Here is a 17836-nt window from a genome sequence, read left to right as displayed (position 1 = left end):
CTCGCGTCAGGGGCCGTCAAACGTCACCCGGTCCGATGAACCGTAGAGGTCCGGGCGACGGTCGCCGAAGGCGTCCGCTTGGGGCGCCAGCCGCTTGCCGAGTGCCAGGTCCAAGTCCCGCTCGACACGCACAGCCCCGCTGCGGCGCTCGGCGAGCACATGGCCCGTTTCGGCTATGACGGCTGTGCCCTCCATCCACTCCACCCCCCGTTCCGCGCCGAAGCGGTCGCAGCAGGCGACGGCCATCCGGTTCACCCGTGCCGCGGCCATGGCCACGATCGTTTCCGGTGGACGGCCGTCGATGCGCGGTCCCGAGGGCCAGTTGGTGGGGACCGCGACGAGTTGGGCCCCGGCGAGCGCGAGCAGTCTGGTCATCTCAGGGAACTCGAGGTCGTAGCAGATCAGTACCCCGAGTCGGCCCACCGGAGTGTCGAGTACCGGTGGAGGCGCCGATCCGGGGGTGAAGATCCGCTTCTCTGTGTCCCACAGGTGGGTCTTGCGGTAGACGGCGCGCACGCCGCTGCCGTCCACGACGGCGGCGGCGTTGTACAGAAGCCCGTCCGTTCCGAGTTCGCAGAAGCCGCCGATGACGGTGGCTCGGCCTCGGGCGGCCTCGGCGGCCCAGTCGCGGAAGACCGCGTGGTCCGGCGTTACGGCCGCCGCTGCGGCTTCCTCGAAAGAGGCGAAGACGTAGCCGGAGGTGGCCAGTTCGGGGAGTACGACGACATCGGCGCCGTCGTCCACCGCCTCGCGGACGGATCTGGTACAGAGAGTCCGGTTGCTCCCAGGGTCCTCGATCCTGGGGGCAACCGGTCGGCAGTGGATGACGGCCAAGGTCGTGCTTCCGTTCTCCGCGCGGGTCAGCCGAGCGAGGCCGGCGGGTCGTCCCGCAGCAGTTGCGCGAGGACGTCGAATTCGTTGAACAGGTTCCACTCGGCGACGATCCGGCCACCCTGAATGTACAGCTGGGCCATTCCCCACAAGTGTGCCCTGCGACCGGTCGGTCTGCCGTAGAGGCCGTGGCCGCGGTGGGTTCCCACCCCGCTCCAGCGCACGGAGACGCGGTAGCCGTCCCGGTCGTTGCCCATCCAGTACACCTCGTCCACCTGAACACCGAGGTCGGGGAAGGTGACGATGAGCGCACGGGCCGCGTTGCGCACGTCGGCCCTGCCGTAGCCGGTGCGGTTGCCCGTACCCTGCCAACGGACCTGGGGCGCATAGGCGCGCTCGACCGCCCTCAGGTCCCGGCGGTTGTACGTGTCGTGGTAGAAGGCCCGGACGAAGTGATCGACGTCGAAGCCGGACCCGGTCCGCTCCGGGTAGGGCAGCGGCTTGCGGCCGCCCTGGAGGCGGTCGACCTCGATGGGCTGGTGCTGTTCAGGCACCCCGGCCAGGCCCTCGTTGCCAGCGGTGCGCGCGGCCTCACGGACATCGATGCCCAGTTGGGCCAGTTTGGCTCCGGTGTTGTACAGCACCCACTCCTCGTGGATCTCGTTCTCCCGGACCACGCAGTTGGCCATGACCCAGGTCTGAAAGGGCGCCCCCGTGGGCGGTCCCCACCGCCAAGGCCCCGTGTGGTGCCCGATGTTGACCGCCCTGTGGGAGGTGACGAACCCCTGCTCGTCATCGCCCGCCCAGATGACCTCGTCAGCGTAGTGCCGGGTGTCCGGGAAGGAGTGGATGTTCTGCATGGTGCCCGTGACCAGGGATTCGACGCCCACCTTGAGACCGCTGTCATCGTGCAGACGGCACCCCGGAGCATAGGTGTCGTAGATGTAGCCGACGTCCTGGTCCTCCCAGATGCGGTGCGTGATCCGGACGATGTAGTCGACGATGTCGACGTACTCCGCCTCGAAGCCCCGCATGGAGTGCCTGCGCTCGCCGTGTGAGGGGGCGTGGGTGTCGGCACCGTTGCCGGGGCGCAGCGCGATGCGGAAGTCCTCGGGCATCGTGCGCTGTCCGTGCAGGCCGCTCATGGCCTGGATCCCGGTGTTTCCCAGGGCTGGGGTCCCGTCCCCGGCGGCCTGGCCGTTCGTCGCCTGTCTCACTTCGATGGCTGAGCCGTCGCCGGTGTTCATCGCTCTCGTCTCCCTGTAGCTGTTGGTGCCCGTGAGTGTGGGGCTGTCTCCGACTCGGTTGCGGCCCAGTCAGCCGTGAAAGGCTTTGAGCCGCCGTGTGGCGGTCTCCTTGTGCGCGTCCATGCCCTCATAGGCGGAGATGGTCTCGACCGCTCGCGCCAGTGAGGGGGTCGCTGCCTGATCGACCCGCTGAAAGGTCAGCGGCTTCAGGTAGCGAGAGACGGACAGGCCCGCGCTGTGCCGGGCGCCGCCGGCCGTCGGCAGGACGTGGTTGGTTCCGGCCATGCCCTTGTCGGAGTAGGCCACCGTGCTCCAAGCGCCGAGGAAGAGCGAACCGTAGTTGAGCAGCCGGTCGTGGTACCAGGCGTCGTCGGCGGTGTGCACCTCGAGGTGTTCGGGTGCGAGGTCGTCCATCAGCCGTGCCGCCGTCTCCGGGTCGCGGGCCCAGGTCACGGACCCGTGGTCGCGCCAGGCGGGTCCGGCGATGTCTGAGGTGGCCAGCCTCGCCAGCTGGGAGTCGACCTCGTCCTGGACCTCCGACGCCAGCCGCTCGGAGGTCGTGACCAAGGCCGCGGGCGAGTTGGTGCCGTGCTCGGCCTGTCCCAGCAGGTCTGCGGCGACCGTGGCGGAGTCGGCCGTGTCGTCGGCGAGGACGGCGACTTCGGAGGGGCCCGCGAGGAGGTCGATAGCGGTCCTCCCGAAGAGCTGGCGCTTGGCCTCGGTGACGTAGGCGTTGCCCGGGCCCGCCAGCAGGTCCACCGGGGCCTCGTCGATAAGTCCGAAAGCCATGGCGGCGAGAGCTTGGACGCCGCCCAGGACGCAGACTCGGTCCGCGCCGGAGATGTGTACCGAGTAGAGGACGGCCGGGTCGGGGGTGCCGTCGGGGCGCGGGGGAGTGCAAGCGGTCACGGACGGAACACCGGCCGCCTTGGCCACACCCACCGTCATGAAGGCCCCCGCCAGCAGGGGGAAGCGTCCAGCCGGCAGATAGGCGCCCACCCGTGAGATCGGCACGTGGCGCTGTCCGGCGAACAGACCGGGGGCGAGTTCCACCTCGAAATCGGTCAGGTGCGAACGCTGGGACCGGGCGAAGGCGTCGGTCCTCTCCCGTCCCAGTTGAAGCGCGTCGCGTAGTTCCGGGCTGAGGGCGTCGCCGCTACGGCGGAGCTCGGACGGGTCGAGTTCAACCCTGGTGCCCCGGAAACCGTCGAGCTCCTCCGCGTAGGCCAGAACCGCGTCCATGCCCTCCTTCTCGATTCTGGAGAGCATCTCGGAGACGCGTTCAGCGACCCGGGGGTCGCGCTGCGCCGGAGCGGGACCGGCCGCGGGGGTCTTGACCAGACGGAACGCTCCCTCGCACGAGGCGAGGAGCTTCGGTGTGAAGTGCATGCAGCCACGGTAAAAGTCGACACGGTATAGGACAAGGGTCACATTTCTTGTGAGAAGTATAGGGTTTCCCTATGACGCTGAAGCAGTTGAGAGTGTTTGTTCTCGCCGCACGGACCGGCTCCTTCACGGCCGCGGCCGATCGGTTGGGCATGGCGCAGGCTTCGGTCTCCGAACTCATCCGCAATCTGGAGACCGAGCACGGGGTGCCGCTGTTCACGCGCGGATCCCGGAGGTTGACGCTCACGGGGGCGGGCGAGGAGCTCATGCCCTACGCGGAGCAGTCAACGAACGCGGCTGAGGCGGGCGCGGAGGCCCTGCGCTCCTTCCGCTCCCTGGAGAGCGGAGTGGTGACCTTCGGTCTACTGCGCAACGCCCCGTACTACCTGCTCTCGGATCTGGCGCGGGACTTCCACCGCAGATACCCCGGTGTGCGGCTCAGGCTGGTGGGGCTGAACTCCGCTGAGGTGGTCGACGCGGTCAGAGCCGGAGAAATGGAGGCTGGCCTCGCGGTATTGCCGATCGACGACGAGGGCCTCGGCATCACCCCGCTGTTGCGCGACGAGGTGCGCTATGTCAGCGCCGAACCCTCGCACCTCAGGGAACCGACGGAAGTCGAGGTCCTGTCCCAGCGGCGCCTTGTGCTCTACGACGCGCACTTCGGATGGCGTGATCCGACACGGCGTCAGATCTCGGAGCGGGCGCAACTCGCGGGCGTGAAGATCGGGCCGTGGATCGAGGTCGAGCATGTGGAGGCCGCCCTGACCCTGGTCGCCGACGGCGTCGGTGACACCATCGTCTCCTCCGCCGTGGCCCGGAGCCACTGGTTCCCCGACGTGCTAGGCAGTGTCGGTTTCGCCGACCCCCTCTACGACACGATCGCTTTGGTGAAACGCCGGGGTGCTCTGCTCTCTCCCGCGGCCGACGAACTCGCGCGTCTGGCTCGGGAGAAGCTGCGAACGCGTGTGGACGCACCCTGAGCGGTTGGGGGCTGAAATATGCGTTTCGGCAGACGTGTGGGCGGGTGACGGCGTCCTAGGTTGGCGGTTCCTCGATCGCCGACCCGGAGGTGCCGCCGTGCTGCATGCTGTGACCAACCGAAAGAGACGACTGACCTCCCTCGTGTCGATGACGCTCGGGGCTGTGTTGGTGGTCGGCTGTGCCGGTGCCCTTGGCGGGGCGGACGGGAACAATGCCGACCCGGTCGCCCACGGTGAGGCCGACATGGCGCCCGAACTCGACTGGCGCGAGTGCACCGAGGAGGAACTCTCCCCGGCGGCCCCGGACGGGGCCGAGGACCCGCCCGACGTTGAGATCCCCGAGGACCTGCGGTGCGTAGAGGTCGGGGTGGCCGTGGACCACAACCACCCCGGCGGGCGCACCACCGCACTCCAGGTGGCCAAGCTGCCGCACACCGGGGATGGCGAGAGCAGGGGCGCGGTCCTGTACGTGGACGGAGGACCAGGCTCCCCCGGAATCCCCACCCTTGCAGTGAACAGCGAGGTCGCCGCCGAACTGAGGGAGGACTTCGATGTGGTGACGTGGAACGCTCGCGGCACTATGGGTGAGACCGCCGAGTTCCTGCCCCACGAGGTGTGCGGCGATCTCGGGCCGGAGTTCGTCAGCGCCCAGACCGAAGAGGAGTTCGACGAGGTGGTCGCCGAGCACGAGGCGGTTGCGGACGAGTGCCGTGGCCACGACCCAGAGCTGTTCGACGCCATGAACACCCTGCAGCACGTGGGGGACATGGAGGCCATCCGGGCGGGACTCGGAGAGGAACAGCTGAACCTGTACGCCCACTCGCACGGCGGGGTGCGCGCCACCGCCTACGCGGAACTGCACCCCGAACGACTGTCGTCGGTGTTCCTCGACAGCATCGTCAACTGGGTCTCCGACCGCGAGCACACGGAATCGACCCTGGCCGACGAATTGGAATCCCGGTTCGAGGACTTCGGTCAGTGGTGCGCCGAGTTCGAGGAGTGTGCACTGCGAGGCGAGGACGTCGAGGAGCGGTGGCAGACGCTGCTGGCCGAGGCCCACGAGGAGCCGGTCCCCGCTGGAGAGGTGAGTCTCGACCGGGCCCAGCTGTCCCTGACCGGTGCGTCCGTCCTCAAGGCCGAAGAGATGTGGGAGGCTTTCGCGGAGGCGATCGGCACCACGTTGGAGGACGGGGACGCGACCCCGTTCCTTGACCTCGCCGGCGGGAGCCTGCCGCTGACCCCCAGCCTGGTCCACGCGGACCGCTGCGGGGACTGGGTGCCGTACGACGACTTCGAGGGTTACCAGGAGGCCACCGAGAGCGCGGTCGGTCTCTCCGACAACTTCGGCCACGGTCAGGGCATCAAGCAACTGAACTGCGCGTCGTGGCCGCACGAGGGCGTCAACCCGCCCGGCCCGATCGACGCCGAGGAACTACCGCCGTTCCTACTCGCAGCCTCCGAGCTGGAGTACGCCAACAGCGCACCGGCCGTGGCGGACGTCCCCGGTTCGGCGACGGTGAAGGTCGAGGGAACGGGCCACGGCCTGTACTTCCACGCCCCCAACAGCTGCCTGATCGAGCACGTCAACCGGTACTTCGTGGACGGCACCCTGCCTGGTGAGGGCAGCTACTGCGAGCTCGACTAGTGGCCCGGTGTTCCCGGCGCCGGTGAACGTCCGGGGGTCAGGTTCCGCGCACGCGGACCAGGATCCCGTCGAGGGCCTGCCGAACGGCGTCGGGAACACCCTGTCCGCGGAGTTCGTCCCTGAGCTGTTCGTTGATCCCGCCGGGGGTCCCGTGCCGCTCGGACAGCTCCGCGATCGCGTCGTCCGAGCGGGTCAGGGACCGTCCGACCTGACCGAAGACGTGCGCGGTGTAGGCGGCCGCGTCGTCGGCGTCCACGCCCTGGTCAGCCATCCAGGCCGCGGTGGTCGCCAGGTAGTCGAGGTGCGCGGCGAAGGTCGCCGTCGCGGCGCTGAACACCTCCAATGCCGATTCGTCACCCGGGACCAGGACCCCGCCCACGGGGGTGAACAGCGCTCGGGCCGCATCGTGGTCCGGATACACCACGGTCAGGCTCTGCCGGTGGGAGGCCTGGGGGAGCGGGATCGTCCTGACGACCGCGCGGGCAGGCGCCGCCCACGCGGAGAGCTGACGCAGGGGGATCCCGGCCACCGCGCTCAACACCACGTGCTCGTCCCGGAACGACAGCTCCGCCAGGGCGTCGTGGGCCAGTTGGGGCCGGACCGCGATCAGGATGGTGGCCGCGTTCTCGAGCACCTCCTGGTTGCTCCCACAGACCCGCACGTTGGGGAACCGGATCGCCAGGTCACGTCCCACTTCACGGCCGCGAGGCGACAGGAAGACGGGCGGTGGTTCGGCCGCCTCGGAGCTGAGGCCCTCGACGATGGCGGCGGTGATCTCCCCGGCGCCGATGAACCCGTAGGGCAGGGCTGCGTTCGCTGGGAACGGCTGCGGTTCGGCTGAGCTCGGGGTGGTCTGTTCCGGCACGGATCTCCTCCGATGGGTATGCGCCAGCGGGGTGCACGAGTCAGGGCGGCCAGTGGGCGGAGTGTACGCGGTCCGGCCCCGTGAGCTGTCTGCGCAGCTCGTTCGCGGTGCGTTCCGAAAGGTTGACCAGGAAGGCCGTGCGTGCCAGGTCGAGCATGGGGCCATCGGCGGCGCTGTTACCGTAACCGGCGGCGATCTCGCCCTCCACACCCGACTCAATGAGCATCTCGACCTTCCGGTCACCGTGACAGTGCCGGTCCGCGAACAGGCCTCCCACACGCCTTCTGAGGGTGGAGGCGACCACATGGACCCGGGGATCGATCTCCCGGCACAGTGGTTGCGCAAACACGTCCGCACAGGCGGTCGCGACCGCGACGTTGTCGTGCGCTCGGAAGTGCCGCGCCAAGGCGTCCGCACCGCCCGGCCTGATCCGGTCGTTGACGTTGAGGCGGTGCAATTAGGGGCCCGGCCGCGTCAAGAACGGAAGGGGCCCGGGCCAGGTGCCATCCTGGGACGATGGTCGAACCGATGCGGGTGCGGGTACGGGTGACCGGTGTGGTGCAGGGGGTCGGGTTCCGGCCGTTCGTGCACTCACTGGCGGAGCGGCTCGGATTGGCTGGTTTCGTCGGGAACGACGCTGAAGGGGTCTTCATCGAGGTGGAGGGCGTTGAGGCGCGGGTCGACGTCTTTTTGCTGGCGTTGCGGGGCGAGGCCCCTCCGTTGGCCGCGGTGGAGAGTGTCACGAGTGACGAAATCCCGGCGACCGGTGAGTCCGGCTTCGTCATTCGGGAGAGCGCAGCGGGCGGTTCGCGGAGCACGTTGATCGCCGCTGACAGCGCCACCTGCGGGGACTGTTTGCTGGAACTCAGCGACCCGGGTGACCGGCGGCACGGCTACGCCTTTGTGAACTGCACCAACTGCGGGCCTCGGTTCACCATCGTCACGGGGATCCCCTACGACCGGCCGTTCACCACGATGGCCGGGTTCGTGATGTGTGAGCGGTGCGCTGAAGAGTACGAGGACCCGGCTGACCGGCGGTTCCACGCGCAGCCGGTGTGCTGCCCCGAGTGCGGGCCCCAGCTGAGGCTGGTGGGCAAGAGCGGCGGCGGGATTCCGGGTGATCCGATCGTTCAGGGCGCCCAGTTGTTGGGGGAGGGGCGGATCCTGGCGGTCAAGGGGCTGGGCGGCTACCACCTGGCCGCGGACGCCACCGACGGGCGGGCCTGCGCGGAACTCCGGACGCGTAAGCACCGGGAGGACAAACCCTTCGCGGTGATGGTCCCGGACTTGGGCGCCGCCCGGCGGTTGTGTGAGGTCGACGGGGCGGCGGAGCGGGTTCTGACGGGTAGGCGTCGCCCGATCGTGTTGGTGCCGCGACGCCACGGGGCGCGGGTCGCGGAGGCGGTCGCGCCGGGGAACCGGGAACTCGGGCTCATGCTGCCCTACACCCCCGTGCACGAACTCCTGCTGCGCGCGGTGGGCCGTCCATTGGTGTTGACCAGCGGGAACGTTTCCGATGAGCCCATCGCTTTCGAAGACGGGGACGCCTTCGAGCGGCTGGCCCCGATCGTGGACGCGGTTCTCACGCACGACCGGCCGATTCACGTTCGCACGGACGACTCGGTGGTGCGGCCGGGGGCGGGAACGGAGGAGCTGATCCGGCGATCGCGGGGGTACGTCCCCGAACCCGTCGCCGTGCCGTGGACGTGGCCTCGGGCGGTCCTGGCCTGCGGCGCGGAACAGAAGAACACCTTCTGCCTGGCCAAGGGCGAGCGCGCGTTCCTGTCGCACCACATCGGTGACCTGGAGAACCTGGAAACTCTGCGCTCCTACACCGAGGGGATCGACCACTTCAAGGCGCTGTTCGAGATCGCCCCGGCGGTGGTCGCGCACGACCTGCACCCGGACTACCTGTCCACCAAACACGCGCGCTCGTTGGACGGCCCCCGGGTCGGGGTCCAGCACCACCACGCGCATATCGCCGCCTGCCTGGCTGACAACCGGACCGGTGAGCCGGTGATCGGGGTCGCCTTCGACGGCACCGGTTTCGGAACCGACGGCACGATCTGGGGCGGGGAGTTCCTGCTCGCGGACCTCGTGGACTCCGAGCGTGCGGGGTTCCTCGACCCGGTTCCCATGCCGGGCGGTGCCGCGGCGATCAGGTACCCCTGGCGGATGGCCGCCGCCCACTTGGATCATGCGTTCGGCGGTGCCCCGCCGGAGGACGTGGACGTGCGGCGGCGCAACGAGCGCGAGTGGGACACCGTGGTCACCATCGCCAGGAAGGGCCTCCACGCCCCGACCACCTCCAGCGCCGGTCGCCTGTTCGACGCCGTCGCCGCGATCGCGGGCGTGCGGGACTCGGCCAACTACGAGGGCCAGGCCGCGATCGAGCTGGAGCAGGCCGCGGACCCCGGGGAACGGCGCGCCTACCCGGTGACCGTGCGCGACGGGGAACCGCTGGGAGTGGAAACCGGGGAGCTGGTGCGCGCGGTCGTCGGGGACCTGCGGGCCGGGGTCGATTCCGCCCTGGTCTCCGCCAGGTTCCACAACGGACTGGCCGACGCGACCGTGCGCGCCTGCGTGCTGCTGAGGGAACGGAGCGGGCGCACGGCGGTCGCGCTGTCGGGCGGGGTGTTCGCCAACCTGCTCCTGCAGGCGCGCACGGTCGAAGGCTTGCGGGAACAGGGCTTCCGGGTCCTGACCCACGCCCGGGTGCCCTGCAACGACGGCGGGATCAGCCTGGGGCAGGCGGCGGTCGCGGGTGCCCGCGACCGCGCCGGGCTGGTCGGGTAGGGCTGCTCAGGCCGTGCCGGTCGGAGCCGCCTGTTCGAGCTGGTCCCGGACCCCGTGCGTGCGCAGCCATCCGTACCAGTCGGCCATCCCGTCGCCGCGCGTTGCCGACACCGGGAGAACGTCGACGCCCGGGTTGACGGCGTGCAGGTGCTCGGTGAAGCGTTCGGTGTCGAAGGCGAGGTGCGGTAGCAGGTCCGTCTTGTTCAGCAGGACCAGGTCCGCGCCCCGGAACATGTGCGGGTACTTCAGCGGTTTGTCCTCGCCCTCGGGCGCGGACATGATCACCACCCGGGTGTGTTCGCCGAGGTCGAAGAGGGCGGGGCACACCAGGTTGCCGACGTTCTCGATCAGCACGATCGACCGCTCCGGCGGGTCGAGCCGTTCGAGCCCGCCCGCGAGCATCTCGGCGTCCAGGTGGCATCCGGCCCCGGTGTTGATCTGGACGACGCGGCAACCGGTGGCGCGGACGCGTTCGGCGTCGAACAGCGTCTCCTGGTCACCCTCGATCACGGAGACGGAGAGCTCCCCGACGGCGCCGATCGTGCGTTCCAGCAGAGTCGTCTTGCCCGAACCCGGTGAGCTCATCAGGTTGACCGCGGTGATCCCTCGGGCATCCAGCCGGGCCCGGTTGCGTGCCGCGAGGGCGTCGTTCTTGGCGAGCACGTCCTGTTCGAGCTGGACCGTCCGGCTCACCCCGTGGCCGTGCCCGTCACCATGCCCGTGGCCGTGATCGTGGTGGTCGTGCCCGTGGTGGTGCCCGTGCTCGTGGGCATGTTCCTGGTCGTGCCCGTGTTCATGGTCTGCTTGTCGGGGCACAGCGACCCCGTCGATCCTCGTTCCGGCCTCGTCCGAACAGCCGCATGTCGCGCACATGTCACGCCACCTCCACTGATCTGATCCGTAACCGCGTTCCGCTCAGGAGTTCCACGTCCGAGCTGCCGCAAGCGCAGAGGACCGTCCAGCCCTCCGGCGTGAACTCCGCGCCGCACGACGCGCAGAGCGCCCGCCCCTCCGGTTCGTCGATGTCCAGCCGGGCGCCCTCCAGCGTGGTGCCCTTGGCCACCAGGTCGAAGCAGAACCGGACTGCCTCCGGGACGACCCCGGAGAGGGTCCCCACCTCGAGCTGCAAGCTGCGGATACGCGTCTCGCCCATCCGTTCGACGACGCCGCCCACGATGTTCTCGGTGATCGCCAGTTCGTGCACCGCTCACGGACCCCCTTCCCGGGCCGGGGCTGCGGGCCCGTCCGAGGACGCGGCCTCCCCCGAGGGCCCACCGGTGACGCGGCTGCTGATCCCCTCATCGGGGCGGCCCATCGTCTCCAGCCCGGCCATCGCCCGTTCGGCCTTGCGCTGGTCGACCTTCTCCATGGCGAACCCCATGTGGATCAGCACCCAGTCGTTCGGGCCCACCGTTCCGGGGTCCAGCAGGCCCAGGTTCACCCGGCGGTGCGTGCCGGCGACGTCGACGATCGCGAGCTGGTCGTTGTCGGCCACCAGCTCCACCACCTGTCCCGGGATCCCCAGGCACATCAGGCACCAACCCCTTCGTGTCCGCTGTGTCCCCGCCGGTCACATGTTCCGGATCCGCATGTACCGCTTGATGTCCGGCACGGAGTGGATGATCAGCGCCACCAGCCCGCAGGTGGCGACGATGAGGAGGATCGTGGTGAGTACTCCCAACTTGCGCATCTAACTCTCCTTCTCGTGCTCCAGTAACTCGCGTAACTCGTGTTCCAGCAGTGAACGCACCGCGGCCGTGGCCGGGCCCAGTGCGCGGCCGACCGCATCGGACAGGCCGATGGACTCCTCAGTGCTCTCCGGTTCGCAGCCGACCACGAAGGTGCGCGGCAGGCTCCCGCCCAGAGCCTCCACGGTCGCCAGCACCGTGGCGGGGTGCATGGCGTGCGCGTCCACCCCTGCGCCGTCCACCGGTTCCAGGTCTTCCCCGCCCACCTCGACCACCCGGACGGCCCCCGGCCCTTGGCGGCCGGGGAGCGCGTCGATGAGGACGAGCGCTTCGTAGCCGTCCAGCAGGTCGTAGGCGAGGTGCAGGCCGCGGACGCCGTAGTCCACCACTCGGACGTGGCCGGGCAGGGGCTCACGCGCCAGGGCCCGGGCCGCCTCGCAGCCGAACCCGTCATCACCGAGGAAGATGTTGCCGATGCCCGCGACCAGGATGCCCGTGCTCATGGCGCAGCCTCCGGGCGTCCGGTGCCGTGCGGTCCGCTGTCCTGAGTGCCGAGCGGTTCGACCTCGTCGGGCCGGAAGTAGAGGTAGCGCCCGTACCACTGGTGCAGGTCGCTGGCGGGGTCGTCGCGCAGCACGACGGCGATGTGGGTCTGGCCGTCCACGTCGTGGTGGACACCGGTCACGGTGGCGACCTGACCGGCGAAGAACAGGTCCTGGGCGTCCGCCCCGGAGCCCGGGCGCAGGCGCACGGTACTGTCACGGGCGACCGGCACACCGCCCACCTCCACGGTGTCGGTCGCCGGGTCCACGCTGGCGTCTACGCCGGGGTCCCACCACGGCTTGCCTCCACCGGAGTCCGTCCCCCCGGTATCCGGCCCTTCCGGCTCCGCCGGGGCCCCGGGGGTGGCCCACACGGGGATCGCGTCTCCGGGCCCCGCCTCGGGGGAGGGGGACTGCCGGGGGAGCCGCTCCGCCGCGGAGGCGTGCATCCCCTCCAGGTCCGCGGCGGACATGCCGTCGCAGCGGTCCACGATCTCCGCCGCGCGGGGGTCGGTCGCGCGGGCCTCCCGCTTCTCCCCGTCGGTCAGCGTCATGACGCGCAGCGACAGCAGTTCGTCGATCTCGGTGGAGTCGAACAGGTCCCCGGTGCTGTTCGCCGCGATTCGCGGCCGGTCGTAGAGGATGATCGGCGCGGCCAGGACGACGTCGTTGTCCTCCTCGCCGCCGATGAGCACCGGCCAGAGCCGGTGGCTCCGGCACTCCCGCGCGGCGGCCTGGGCCGCCTCGGGCGGGTCGATCACGGACACGAACCTCCCCCCGAACGCCTGGAGGGTGAGGTGGGCGCTGATGAGCGAGTACCGGAGCGCGCGGGAGCGTTCGTCGGCGTGCTGGCGGTCCGCCTCGGCGGGGTCTTCCTGGAGCGGCCAAGTGCGGGTGTTGGTCAGCTCCAGCCGCACCGTGTGCAGCGAACCCTCGTTCCCCGAACGCTCGTGCCGCACCCCGCTCAACCGGAGCGATGCGCTCAGCGGCCAGCGGCGGCGCACCACCCGCCCCACCAGTGCTCCCTCGCCGTCGTACAGCTCCTGTACGTCCACCCCGCCGGGCACGCCGACCTCGAGTTCCGCGGCGCCCGCACGCAGCGCGCCGACCCCGATCCGGCCCAGGTCGACCTCGCGGTCGACCGCCTCGTCCCAGCTCAGCCAAGGACCGCCGGCACCGTCCAACACGGACACGGGGGAGTACCGGCCGTCGCCGAGGTACCGCTCGACGGTGCGCGCCTGCAGTTGGAGGAACCGCGCCCGCACCCCCACTTCGGCGTCGTCGGCGCCCTGAAGCAGACAGTCGGTGGCCATCGCCGATCCCTCGCCCGCGCCCGAGCTGTCGGCGCCCTCGGGGCCGAGGACCCCGAACTGCCACCGGACCCGGTTCTTAGCCGACGAGGCCCGGTACGGGTACAGGAGGTAACCCTCGTACAGCACGGCGTCGGCCACCGCCCGGGCCTCTCCCAGGAGCCCGTCCGCCGACCCTCTGGCATGATCCGCGCTCATGGCGCACGCACCCCCGCCCGACCTGCCTCCGCCTGCTCGGTCCCCGCCGCCTCGGCCCCCGCCTCGTGGAGCAACCGGGCGCAGGCCTGGTCGAGACCGTGCAGCCCCCGCTCGTTCTTGAACCGCTGGAGCGCGGCGATGGTCCCGTGGTCCAGCCGCACCCATCCGAGGCCGGGGAAGTGCTGTTGCACCAGCTCGTGCCAGACGCCTACGGGCATCCGGTAGTCGATGTCGTGGTGCCAGGGGACCCGTTCCACGGCGAACCCGGTGCCGCCGCGGGTGAACACGGTCCCGGTGAAGCTCAGCGACAGCGGGACCTCGCCCGAACCCAGGGCGTGCAGGTACTTGGAGGCGGCCACCTCGAAGTCGTAGCTGACCGGCATGGGCAGGTCCGCCTCCGTGTGCTCCCGGAAGCCCTGCACCATCGTGGCGCACTGGGTCCACAGGAACGGTTTGAGCGTGCGGCCCCACCGCGACGGGTCGCCGAAGAGGTCGGCGAGCCCGGCGCGCTCGGCGTCGTCGTACCGCCTGCGCTGTGCGTCGATGCGCACCTGGGCGCGCAGCGCGATGGCGTGCACCCGCTCACCCGTGGACTCGCCGATGCCCAGACGCACCTCCAGGGCCGGGGCGGCCGCGTACGGTTCAGGCCGAATGTCCAGCACCTCGAAGTCGAGTTCGCTCATGCCGACCCCCTCGGTCTCGGGACGGGTCCGGCACCGTCGGCGCCTCCCCAGGCATCCGCGGTACCCGAAGCGCCGACCGCACCCCAGGCGTCGGCGGTCGGCCGCGGACCCCCGGCGGGGCGGCAGCGCCGGCGCAGGTCGGCGAAGAACGCCGCCAGACGCTCCCGGACCTCCTGGCCGCCGTCGAACCCCCGCCAGGACACGCGCAGGTGCCCCACCAGCTCGTAGCAGGCGTCGACGGGCACCAGAAAGCACTCGAACCGGCCGTCTTCGCCAGCGCCGGGCGGGGTGAGCCGCTCGGCGTCGGGCCCCGCGACCAGGATCGCCTCCACGTTCGGGACGGCCTGGCGCAGCTCCGGGTTGGCGTCCAGGATGTCGTCCCACGCCTCGATGGGCAGTTCGGACTCGGTGGCCCCCGCCGGGCTGGGATAGAACGCGGCCGTGCGCTCCAGCCGGGAGTTCCGGAAGAAGAACGCCATGCCCACCGGGATGCTCAGCGCGTCCCAGCGCGCCTGGTCGAGCGTGAACCCGTCGAAGGACAGGTAGCGCTCCGGGACGGTCTGGTACCGGCCCGCGGCCGCCCCCTCGGGCATGAACAGGAGCGCGCACGGGCGGCAGGCGCACAGCAGTTCGCGCGAGTCCAGGTCGACCACGTGGGAGTGGTCGCCGGGCACCGGTCGCGCGCACATCTCGCAGCGCTCCTCCGGCAGGCCGGGGTCCCGGTCGGCGCCGAGCACCGCCCGGCGCAGGGTCCGGACCGCGCGGCCGTTCGAGGTCCACCGCCGCTCCGTCACGCGGGCACCCCCTTCGGCAGCGCGATCTCGACCGAGCCCTCACTGACCAGCAGGGGCAGCGGTTCCAGGTGCAGGTTCGCGTCCCGCAGCTCCACCCCGGCCTCGCGCACGTCGAAGTGCGCCCGGCAGCGCGGGCAGACCAGGGCGGCCGACCCCGCCGCGGAACCGGCGACGCGCTGCAGGCTCGCGCCGCCCAGGCCGCCGCCGCAGGATGCGCACCGGTCCCGGTAGGCGTAGTGGTCCGGGCCGACCCGGCACAGCACCACGTCCGTGTCGGCCACGGTGATCGCACGGGTCTGGCCGGAGGCCAGGTCGGGCAGGGCGACGGTCTCCCACACCGCCCCTTGGGCGCCCTCGTGGCCGGACCCGGGCGGGCCGTCCTGCGCGTGGACCCGTTGGAACAGCGAGCCCAGCGGGATGAGCGACGGCGCGTCGGCGTCCTCCGGGGAGTCGTCGCACTCGATGCGCTCGACCTCCGGTGCCGCCGCCTCGACGGCGCCCTCCACGGCCAGCTTCAGGGTCACCGCGGACGACGGGCACCCCTGGCAGTTGCCGAGCATCCGGAGGCGGGCCACCCCGTCGTCGGTTACTTCCAGCAGTCGGACGTCACCGCCGTGCGAGCCCATGTAGGGGCGCACCCGGTCCAGTGCGCGCTCGATCCGGGTGTGCACGTCGTACGGGTGGATGCCGTGCAGCAGCAACAGCCCCGACACCAGGTCGTCGTCGGCGAGCCGGTCGAGCAGCTGGTCGGTGAGGGCCCCGGCGTCGTCGGCGATCTCCAGGACGCGGTTCAGGCCGGAGCCGTGCCACTCGACCACCAGCCGCACTAGTTCCTCGGCCCGCTGCTGTGCCAGGGGGCCGCTGGCGGCGAACGAGGCCATGAGCTGCTCGATGCGCTCACCGCCCGGTTCGCCGGACTGGTCACCGGGCTGGTCAGCGCCCTGTTCGTCGTGTGGCCCGCCGCGCTGGTCGACCGGCCCGCCCTGCCGTGCGTCAGTGTGTGCGGTGCTCATTCCTCCGGTCGACCCCCGCTCGGCGAGTGGAGGCGGTCCAGGGACTTGCCCTTCCCGAGGTACATGTGCACACCGCAGGGCAGGCAGGGATCGAAGCTGCGCACCGTGCGCATGATGTCGATGCCCTTGAAGTCCTCCCGGTCGTTCTCCTCGAACAGGGGCTGTTCCTGCACCGCGTCCTCGTACGGACCCGGCGTGCCGAAGCTGTCACGCGGACTCGCGTTCCACGGGGTGGGCGGGTACGGGTGGTAGTTCGCGATCTTGCCGTCCCGCACCACCATGTGGTGGGACAGCACCCCGCGCACCGCCTCGGTGAACCCGCAGCCGATGCCCTCGTCGGGCACTTCGAAGGGCTCCCAGGTCTTGGTCCGCCCCGCCTGGATCTCCGCGGTGGCCTTCTCGGCGAAGTGCAGCGCGCACACCGCCGCGTAGGCCTGGAAGTAGGTCCGTGCCCGGTTGCGCTCCAGGGTGTTGCTCCACTGGGGCACCTTCCACTCCAACTCCACGGGTGGCTTCAGCCCGGTCCTCGGCAGCTGCATCCGCACGCTGTTCCCGGTGGCCTTGAGGTGCTCGGTCTCCACCAGCCCGGCCAGCGCGGTCGCCCACAGCCGGGCCAGAGCGCCGCCGCCGGTGTCCAGCGGCAGGTGGTCCTTGCCGTCGAACCAGCGCGGCGACATCACCCAGCTGTACTTGTCCTCCAGGTCGCGGCGCTGCGGGTGCGGGTTCGTGTGCTGGTTCCACGGGTGCCGGGAGTCGACCGGGTTGCCGAGCGGGTCGCGCTCGACGAACTTCTCCTGTCCCTTCCAATCGTCGTAGTAGGAGCTGCCGAGCAGGATCCGGATGCCCAGGTTGATGTCCACCAGGTCCGTGGTCACGAGCTCGCCGTCCACGACCACGCCCGGGGTCACGAACATCCTGCGGCCCCAGTCGGTCATGTCGCCGTAGGAGAAGTTGCAGATCTCGGGGTCCTGGAAGGAGCCCCAGCAACCGAGCAGGATCCTGCGGTTGCCGACCTGCTCGTACCCGGGCAGTGCCTCGTAGAAGAAGTCGAACAGGTCGTCGTGCAGCGGCACCGACTTCTTCATGAACTCGATGTAGCGCATCAGGCGGGTCATGTAGTCGGTCATCAGCTGGATGGTGGCGACTGTGCCCACACCCCCGGGGTACAGCGTCGACGGGTGGACGTGGCGCCCCTCCATCAGGCAGAACATCTCGCGGGTGGACCTGCTGACCTGCAGCGCCTCCCGGTAGAAGTCGCCGGAGAACGGGTTCAGCGCGCGCATGATGTCCGCGATGGAGCGGTAGCCGTGCGCGGCGGCGTTCGGTGCCGGGGTGTTCTCCGCCTGGGCGAGCACACCCGGGTTGGTCTCGGAGACCATCTTCTCGCAGTAGTCGACGCCGACCAGGTTCTCCTGGAAGATGTTGTGGTCGAACATGTACTCGGCGGCCTCGCCCAGGTTGACGATCCACTCGCCCAGGTGCGGCGGCTTCACCCCGTAGGTCATGTTCTGCGCGTAACAGGAACAGGTGGCGTGGTTGTCGCCGCAGATGCCGCAGATCCGGCTTGTGATGAAGTGCGCGTCCCGCGGGTCCTTGCCCTTCATGAAGATGCTGTAGCCGCGGAAGATCGAAGACGTGCTCTTGCACTCGGCGACGGTCCGGTTGGCGAAGTCCACCTTGGTGTAGATCCCCAGGCTGCCGACGATCCGGGTGATCGGATCCCAGTTCATGTCGACCAGGTTCGGCTGCTCTCGGCTCTCGGTCTCTGCCTTCTGACGTTGTCTGGTGGCCATGGGGCGGCCCTCCGATGTGTCGGGTCGGTGCGGGGTCCTCGGCGGGCCCGGCCCCGAAGTCGCTC

At 70.3% G+C, this 17836-nt stretch carries 18 protein-coding genes; 3 read left to right on the top strand and 15 right to left on the bottom strand.

What is annotated here, in order from left to right:
- Nucleotides 1-6 precede the first annotated feature (6 nt).
- The 3 genes from ACYVD1_RS05540 to hisD form a co-directional block, all read right to left on the bottom strand.
- On the bottom strand, nucleotides 7-834 hold the full coding sequence (locus ACYVD1_RS05540) for a nitrilase-related carbon-nitrogen hydrolase (protein WP_460768671.1): 828 nt from the start codon (nucleotides 832-834) through the stop codon (nucleotides 7-9).
- Between the two features lie 26 nt (nucleotides 835-860).
- On the bottom strand, nucleotides 861-2078 hold the full coding sequence (locus ACYVD1_RS05535; RefSeq protein WP_460768670.1) for an ester cyclase: 1218 nt from the start codon (nucleotides 2076-2078) through the stop codon (nucleotides 861-863).
- Nucleotides 2079-2147: 69 nt separating this feature from the next.
- Nucleotides 2148-3467 carry a histidinol dehydrogenase gene (gene hisD, locus ACYVD1_RS05530; RefSeq protein ID WP_460768667.1) on the bottom strand — a complete coding sequence of 440 codons (1320 nt, stop codon included), beginning with the start codon at nucleotides 3465-3467 and terminating at the stop codon, nucleotides 2148-2150.
- 71 nt (nucleotides 3468-3538) lie between these two features.
- Here hisD and ACYVD1_RS05525 point away from each other — a divergent pair, with 71 nt between their 5' ends.
- Entirely contained in the window at nucleotides 3539-4444 is a 906-nt protein-coding gene (locus ACYVD1_RS05525; RefSeq protein ID WP_460768664.1) for a LysR family transcriptional regulator, read from the top strand.
- A gap of 97 nt (nucleotides 4445-4541) precedes the next feature.
- Nucleotides 4542-6089 carry an alpha/beta fold hydrolase gene (locus tag ACYVD1_RS05520; RefSeq protein WP_460768662.1) on the top strand — a complete coding sequence of 516 codons (1548 nt, stop codon included), beginning with the start codon at nucleotides 4542-4544 and terminating at the stop codon, nucleotides 6087-6089.
- A gap of 37 nt (nucleotides 6090-6126) precedes the next feature.
- Here ACYVD1_RS05520 and ACYVD1_RS05515 read toward each other — a convergent pair whose 3' ends face one another.
- Nucleotides 6127-6954, bottom strand: a complete 828-nt coding sequence (locus tag ACYVD1_RS05515; protein WP_460768660.1) for an NAD(P)-binding domain-containing protein — start codon at nucleotides 6952-6954, stop codon at nucleotides 6127-6129.
- 40 nt (nucleotides 6955-6994) lie between these two features.
- Nucleotides 6995-7411, bottom strand: coding sequence for a haloacid dehalogenase-like hydrolase (locus tag ACYVD1_RS05510; RefSeq protein WP_460768657.1), 417 nt, complete (start codon nucleotides 7409-7411; stop codon nucleotides 6995-6997).
- A 59-nt stretch (nucleotides 7412-7470) separates the two neighbouring features.
- On the opposite strand from ACYVD1_RS05510, the gene hypF reads away from it, so the two are divergent.
- Complete coding sequence (gene hypF / locus ACYVD1_RS05505; protein ID WP_460768655.1) at nucleotides 7471-9750, top strand: carbamoyltransferase HypF; 2280 nt, start codon at nucleotides 7471-7473, stop codon at nucleotides 9748-9750.
- A 6-nt stretch (nucleotides 9751-9756) separates the two neighbouring features.
- Here the strand turns inward: hypF and hypB are convergent, their stop codons facing one another.
- The 10 genes from hypB to ACYVD1_RS05455 are packed head-to-tail and all read right to left on the bottom strand — an operon-like array spanning nucleotide 9757 to nucleotide 17771.
- Complete coding sequence (gene hypB / locus ACYVD1_RS05500) at nucleotides 9757-10623, bottom strand: hydrogenase nickel incorporation protein HypB (protein ID WP_460768653.1); 867 nt, start codon at nucleotides 10621-10623, stop codon at nucleotides 9757-9759.
- 1 nt (nucleotide 10624) lies between these two features.
- Entirely contained in the window at nucleotides 10625-10954 is a 330-nt protein-coding gene (locus tag ACYVD1_RS05495; RefSeq protein WP_460768651.1) for a hydrogenase maturation nickel metallochaperone HypA/HybF, read from the bottom strand.
- A gap of 3 nt (nucleotides 10955-10957) precedes the next feature.
- Complete coding sequence (locus ACYVD1_RS05490; RefSeq protein ID WP_460768649.1) at nucleotides 10958-11281, bottom strand: HypC/HybG/HupF family hydrogenase formation chaperone; 324 nt, start codon at nucleotides 11279-11281, stop codon at nucleotides 10958-10960.
- 39 nt (nucleotides 11282-11320) lie between these two features.
- Nucleotides 11321-11440 carry a DUF6893 family small protein gene (locus ACYVD1_RS05485; protein ID WP_460768646.1) on the bottom strand — a complete coding sequence of 40 codons (120 nt, stop codon included), beginning with the start codon at nucleotides 11438-11440 and terminating at the stop codon, nucleotides 11321-11323.
- The gene (locus tag ACYVD1_RS05480) at nucleotides 11441-11941 is read right to left on the bottom strand and encodes a hydrogenase maturation protease (RefSeq protein WP_460768644.1); all 501 of its coding nucleotides are present in this window, start codon (nucleotides 11939-11941) and stop codon (nucleotides 11441-11443) included.
- Nucleotides 11938-13488, bottom strand: a complete 1551-nt coding sequence (locus ACYVD1_RS05475) for a hypothetical protein (protein WP_460768642.1) — start codon at nucleotides 13486-13488, stop codon at nucleotides 11938-11940. The genes ACYVD1_RS05480 and ACYVD1_RS05475 overlap by 4 nt, the downstream gene beginning before the upstream one ends.
- Nucleotides 13485-14171 carry a DUF6084 family protein gene (locus tag ACYVD1_RS05470; RefSeq protein ID WP_460768640.1) on the bottom strand — a complete coding sequence of 229 codons (687 nt, stop codon included), beginning with the start codon at nucleotides 14169-14171 and terminating at the stop codon, nucleotides 13485-13487. The genes ACYVD1_RS05475 and ACYVD1_RS05470 overlap by 4 nt, the downstream gene beginning before the upstream one ends.
- Complete coding sequence (locus tag ACYVD1_RS05465) at nucleotides 14168-14965, bottom strand: DUF5947 family protein (protein WP_460768638.1); 798 nt, start codon at nucleotides 14963-14965, stop codon at nucleotides 14168-14170. The genes ACYVD1_RS05470 and ACYVD1_RS05465 overlap by 4 nt, the downstream gene beginning before the upstream one ends.
- Entirely contained in the window at nucleotides 14962-15978 is a 1017-nt protein-coding gene (locus ACYVD1_RS05460) for a NifU family protein (RefSeq protein ID WP_460768635.1), read from the bottom strand. The genes ACYVD1_RS05465 and ACYVD1_RS05460 overlap by 4 nt, the downstream gene beginning before the upstream one ends.
- Nucleotides 15975-17771: a nickel-dependent hydrogenase large subunit gene (locus ACYVD1_RS05455; RefSeq protein ID WP_460768632.1), complete on the bottom strand. Its 1797-nt coding sequence runs from the start codon at nucleotides 17769-17771 to the stop codon at nucleotides 15975-15977. The genes ACYVD1_RS05460 and ACYVD1_RS05455 overlap by 4 nt, the downstream gene beginning before the upstream one ends.
- Between the last annotated feature and the right edge of the window lie 65 nt (nucleotides 17772-17836).

It is taken from the genome of Nocardiopsis nanhaiensis (genome assembly GCF_054778635.1).
This window is presented reverse-complemented; position numbering and strand designations above follow the sequence as displayed.